Annotated in this window: 6 protein-coding genes; 3 read left to right on the top strand and 3 right to left on the bottom strand. The window is 71.6% G+C overall.

What is annotated here, in order from left to right; all coding sequences use genetic code 11:
* From AOK17_RS35130 to AOK17_RS35120, 3 genes are all read right to left on the bottom strand, one after another.
* A partial coding sequence (locus AOK17_RS35130) for a hypothetical protein (RefSeq protein ID WP_055616645.1) occupies positions 1-499 on the bottom strand: 499 nt, incomplete at its 3' end.
* A gap of 184 nt (positions 500-683) precedes the next feature.
* Positions 684-1415, bottom strand: coding sequence for a GntR family transcriptional regulator (locus AOK17_RS35125; protein WP_055616644.1), 732 nt, complete (start codon positions 1413-1415; stop codon positions 684-686).
* Between the two features lie 100 nt (positions 1416-1515).
* Positions 1516-2871 carry an aspartate aminotransferase family protein gene (locus AOK17_RS35120; protein ID WP_055616643.1) on the bottom strand — a complete coding sequence of 452 codons (1356 nt, stop codon included), beginning with the start codon at positions 2869-2871 and terminating at the stop codon, positions 1516-1518.
* A gap of 220 nt (positions 2872-3091) precedes the next feature.
* Between AOK17_RS35120 and AOK17_RS35115 the strand changes: the two genes are divergently transcribed.
* The 3 genes from AOK17_RS35115 to AOK17_RS35105 form a co-directional block, all read left to right on the top strand.
* A complete protein-coding gene (locus AOK17_RS35115; RefSeq protein ID WP_055616642.1) occupies positions 3092-3703 on the top strand; it encodes a type 1 glutamine amidotransferase family protein in 612 nt (203 codons plus the stop codon).
* Positions 3700-4239: a MarR family winged helix-turn-helix transcriptional regulator gene (locus AOK17_RS35110; protein WP_055616641.1), complete on the top strand. Its 540-nt coding sequence runs from the start codon at positions 3700-3702 to the stop codon at positions 4237-4239. The genes AOK17_RS35115 and AOK17_RS35110 overlap by 4 nt, the downstream gene beginning before the upstream one ends.
* 142 nt (positions 4240-4381) lie before the next feature.
* On the top strand, positions 4382-5468 hold a 1087-nt coding region (locus AOK17_RS35105; RefSeq protein WP_245697564.1), incomplete at its 3' end, for a serine/threonine-protein kinase.

Here is a 5468-nt window from a genome sequence, read left to right as displayed (position 1 = left end):
CCGGCGGCAGGGGAGGCACGGCGGGGTCGATGCCGATCGTCGGGGCGACGAACTCCAGCTCCCGCAGCAGGGCCTGGGACGAGCCCAAGGGGCCCCCGCCCGCGAGGAGTTCGTCGCTCGCCAGCGGGTGCGGGAAGTCCACCGGTACGTACGCGCCCGCGTGGTCGTAGTGCCAGACCAGGTGGGACTGCTGGGCCGTCGCGTCGAACATCTCCAGCAACTGCTCGTAGTCGCCGCCCAGTTCGTCGACCGGCGTCACCGCGAGCCCGCACACCTGCAGCAGATACGCGCGGCGCAGGAAGTGCAGCGCGTCGTAGTCGAAGCCCGCGACCGGTGCCACATCGCCGGAGAGGCCCGGCATGTAGGCGTAGACCGGCACCGGCGGAAGTCCGGCCTCGCCCAGAACCTTGTCGTAGAGCGCGAGTTCCTCGGCGAAGGGGTTGTCGGGGGTGTGGCACAACACGTCGACGAGCGGGACCAGCCACAGGTCACAGGCCAACAGAGAGCTCCTCGCGTAGCACGGTGGTCAGGAAAGGGTAGTGGGTGCAAGCGCGGTCGGGCCCCGCCGTGAACGTCGAATACCCCACACCTGACGGCCCCACCCCCACACCCGCCGCTTCCGGCCCCGGATCTTCGGCCCGACCCGGACCGCCCATCCGCACCCTCGGCCGGGATCCTCGGACCTAGTCCGCCACCAACTGCTCGATCAGCGCCAGCGAGTGCGCGTCGTACGCCGTCACGATCATGTGGGCGGTCGGGGCGTCGCGTTCGGTGAGGGCGTCCACGAGGGCCGTGTGCTCGGCCCACAGACGGCCGCGCAGGTCGTCGACCCGGCGCAGGTGCTGGACCGCGCACACCCAGGACTGGACGCGCAGCCGGTGCAGGAAGTCGGCGAGGTACGGGTTGCCGAACAGCCCGCTGAGTTCGCGCCAGAAGCGCAGGTCGTAGCCGATGAGGATGTTGAGGTCACCGGCGACGGCCGCCCGCTGGGCCTCCTCGCCGCGCCGCCGCACCCCGGCGAGCGCGGCACCGGTGCGCGGGTCGTCGATCCGGGTGGCGAGTGCGGCGCGGGCGCCCCGGGTGGTGGTGGCCTCCGCGTCGAGCAGCCCGCGGAAGATGCTGTCCGTGACCAGGCTGCGGGCCTCGATCATGCCCCGGTAGTCGTTCAGCGAGTACTCGTGGACGCGGAAGCCGCGGTGCTGGTCCGCGTCCAGGAGGCCCTGGGCCGACAGGTCGACCAGGGCCTCGCGGACGGGGGTCGCGGAGACGCCGTACTGCTCGGCGATCTCCTTGACCGTGAACTCCTGGCCCGGCTTGAGGCGTCCGCCCAGCACCTCGTCGCGGAGCGCGTCCGCGATCTGCTGCCGCAGGGTGCTGCGGGTGACGGCGCCATTGCCGCTGCCGGTGCGGGGCATCGTCCGTTCCTTCCCCGATCGGGTAAGTACTCGCTCATGTCTACGAGCCAGTCACCTTACGCGTTCGGGAAGGGGCCATCCGGACCACACCGGTCCTGCGCTACACCGTGTGCTCGTCCGCCACCGAGAGCGCCTCGTCGAGCGCGGCCAGACCCTCCTTGGCCTCCGCCTCCGTGATGTTGCACGGGGGAACGACATGGGTGCGGTTCATGTTGATGAAGGGCCACAGACCGTGCGCCTTCGCCGCGGCACCGAACGCCGCCATGGGCGCGTTCGCCGCACCGGACGCGTTGTACGGCACCAGCGGCTCCCGCGTCTCCTTGTCCCGTACGAGTTCCAGGGCCCAGAAGACGCCCGTGCCGCGGACCTCGCCGACGCTCGGGTGGCGTTCGGCCAGCTCGCGCAGCCCGGGACCGAGCACGGCGGCGCCGATCCGGGTGGCCTGGCCGAGGATGTCCTCCTCCTCCATCACGTTGAGGGTCGCGACGGCGGCGGCGCAGGCGAGGGGGTGCCCGGAGTAGGTGAGGCCGCCCGGGTAGGGGCGCTTCGCGAAGGTCTCGGCGATGGCGGGGGAGATGGCGACACCGCCCAGCGGCACGTACCCGGAGTTCACACCCTTCGCGAACGTCATCAGGTCCGGCACGACCCCGTAGTGGTCCGCGGCGAACCAGTGCCCGGTCCTTCCGAAGCCCGCCATGACCTCGTCCAGGACGAAGACGATCCCGTACTCGTCGCAGAGCGCGCGGACGCCCTCCAGATATCCCGGCGGCGGCATCATGATCCCGGCCGTGCCCGGGATCGTCTCCAGGATGATCGCGGCGATGGTCGCCGGTCCCTCGAAGGCGATGGTGTCGGCGAGGTGCTGGAGCGCCCGCTCGCACTCCTGCTGCTCGGTCTCGGCGTGGAAGGGCGAGCGGTACAGGAACGGTGCCCAGAAGTGCACGACCCCGGCCGCCCCGCTGTCGTTCGGCCAGCGGCGCGGGTCACCGGTGAGGTTGATCGCGGCGGAGGTCGCGCCGTGGTACGAGCGGTAGGCGGAGAGCACCTTCGGGCGGCCGGTGTGCAGCTTGGCCATGCGCGTGGCGTTCTCGACGGCCTCGGCGCCCCCGTTGGTGAAGAAGATCTTGTCCAGATCCCCGGGCGTCCGCTCGGCGATCAGCCGGGCCGCCTCCGACCGGGCCTCGACGGCGAAGGCCGGCGCGAACGTCGTCATGCTCGCCGCCTGCTCCTGGATCGCGGCGACGACCTTCGGGTGCTGGTAGCCGATGTTCGTGAAGACGAGCCCGCTGGTGAAGTCCAGATACCGCCTGCCGTCGTAGTCCCAGAAGTACGACCCCTCCGCGCCTGCGACGGCGAGCGGGTCGATGAGCTCCTGCGCTGACCAGGAGTGGAACACGTGCGCACGGTCCGCGGCCTTCACGGCGGCGCCGGCCTGGGGATTGGGCTGAGGGGTCATGCGGCCGAGCGTAGGTGTCCGGGGCGGGGGCGCGACATCGGCGTCCTGTCTGTGGTGCGGCCGGGAACGCGACAGGTTGTCGTGTGTAGGGAGGCCCGCCCCGGTCCCACCGAAGTCCCGCCGACGACCGGAGCAACTATTGACAGCATGCTGTCGTGATGACAGCATGCTTACATAATCACCCGCAGGGCCGAACGACCGGCACGACCGAGGAGGAACCATGAGCAGCAGCAACCGCAAGCCCGTACACCTCGCCGTCTACGACACGCTCGCCGACTGGGAGACCGGCCACACGACCGCGTACCTCGCCCGCGGCGGCTACGAGATCCGGACGGTCGGAGCGTCCCTCGCCCCCGTGAGGTCCATCGGCGGGCTGCGGATCCAGCCCGACGTCACGCTCGACGACCTGCGGCCCGAGGACAGCTCGCTGCTGATCCTGCCGGGAGCCGATCTGTGGGACACGAGCGACGACCTCGCCCCCTTCGCCCGCAAGGCGCGCGAGTTCCTGGACGCCGACGTGCCGGTCGCCGCGATCTGCGGGGGCACGGCGGGCCTCGCCCGCGAGGGGCTGCTCGACGACCGGGCCCACACCAGCGCCGTCTCCTTCTATCTGGCGGCCACGGGATACAAGGGCGGCGAGCGGTACGTCGACACCGACGCCGTCACGGACGGCAGGCTGATCACCGCCGGTCCCACCGAGCCCGTCGCGTTCGCGCGGGAGGTGTTCGGACTGCTCGGCGTGTACGAGGGAGAGGTGCTCGACGCCTGGTACCGGCTGTTCCACGACTCGGACGCGGAGGCGTACGCGGTGCTTGAGGCGGCCGGCCAGTGAGTGGGGCGAGTGAGCCGGGTGCGGCGAGCGCGGCGGCGGACAGGGTGCGGCAGGACCTGTTCAGCCGGGGCGCGCTCGGCATCTTCCGGCTGAACGGCCAGTTCATGGGCGTGGCAGAGGAGCTGGCCAAGCCGGCCGGGCTCACGGCAGCCTGGTGGCAGGTGCTCGGGGCCGTACTGAAGGAGCCGCTGCCCGTCTCCGGGATCGCCCGCGTCATGGGCATCACCCGGCAGAGCGTGCAGCGGATCGCCGATCTGCTGGTCGAGCGGGGCCTCGCGGAGTACGTGCCCAACCCCGCCCACCGCCGGGCCAAGCTCCTCCGCCCGACGGACGAGGGCCTGGCGTCCGTCCGGCGGATCGACCCCGGACACGCGGCCTTCGCGGACCGCCTCGCGGGGACCCTCGGCGAGGCCGAACTGGCCGAGACCGTACGGGTGCTGGAGCGACTGATCGGCGCGATGGAGACGGCCACGGAGGCGGGAGCGGAGACGAGCACGCATACGGGTACGGAGGCGGTCACGCGCACGGGCGGATGAAGCGGGCCCGGATCCGGGTGGGCGAACCGTGACAGAAACGGCATCCGCTGTTACGGAACCGTAGACACCGCTCCGGCCACCTCCCCGTTCGGCCGCACTATCCTCGGGCTGTCGCACAAGTACGGGGGAGGGCGGCATACAGATGGAGAAGCTCGGGCCTGCCGATCCGCAGCGGATCGGCGCCTACAGACTGCTGGCGCGGCTCGGCGCCGGCGGCATGGGGCAGGTGTTCCTGGCGCGTTCCGACCGGGGGCGGACGGTCGCGGTCAAGCTCGTACGCCAGGAACTCGCCGAGCAGGAGGAGTTCCGCGCGCGCTTCCGCCAGGAGGTGCTCGCGGCCCGTCGGGTGGGCGGGTACTGGACGGCGCCGGTCCTCGACGCGGACACGGAGGCGGCGATCCCCTGGGTCGCCACGGGCTATGTGGCGGGACCCTCGCTCGAAACGGTCGTCGGGCACGACCACGGGGCGCTCCCGGAGCGTTCCGTACGGATCCTCGCGGCCGGCCTCGCGCACGCGCTCAAGGACATCCACGCGGCGGAGCTGATCCACCGCGACCTCAAGCCGTCGAACGTCCTCGTCACGATCGACGGCCCGCGCGTCATCGACTTCGGTATCGCGCGCGCCCTGGAGACGGTGACCGACGGCGGCCTCACCCGCACCGGCGCGCTCGTCGGCTCACCCGGTTTCATGGCCCCCGAGCAGGTCCGCGGCGACCGCATCACGCCCGCGTGCGACGTCTTCTGCCTGGGCTCGGTCCTGTCGTACGCGGCCACGGGCGACCTGCCGTTCGGTACGGCCAACAGTGGCGTGCACGCCCTGATGTTCCGCATCGCCCAGGAGGAGCCGGACCTGGCGGGCGTCCCGGAGGGCATCGCCGACCTCGTCCGCCAGTGCCTGCGCAAGGACCCCGCCTCCCGCCCGACCCTCGACGACATCCTGGAACGCACAGGCGCGGAGGACACCGTCACGGACGGCCGCAGCCGTGACCCGTGGCTGCCGGGGATGCTGGTGGCCCAGCTGGGGCGGCACGCGGTGCAACTACTGGACACGGAGGATCCGGAGGTCTCCTCTGGGGCTCCGCCCCAGGACCCGTCGGGGGCCGGCCCCCGAACCCCCGCTCCTCAAACGCCGGAGGGGCTGAAGATTGCGCGGCCGGGCCGAACCTCTATAGCCCAGTCCAGGCACATCTCAGCCCGTCCGGCGTTTGAGGACGAGGCCGTTCAGGCCG

Source organism: Streptomyces phaeochromogenes, assembly GCF_001418655.1.
In the GTDB taxonomy this organism is placed as follows: Bacteria; Actinomycetota; Actinomycetes; order Streptomycetales; family Streptomycetaceae; genus Streptomyces; species Streptomyces phaeochromogenes.
The sequence above is the reverse complement of the archived record's forward strand: the minus strand, read 5'-3'. Positions and strand labels throughout refer to the sequence as shown.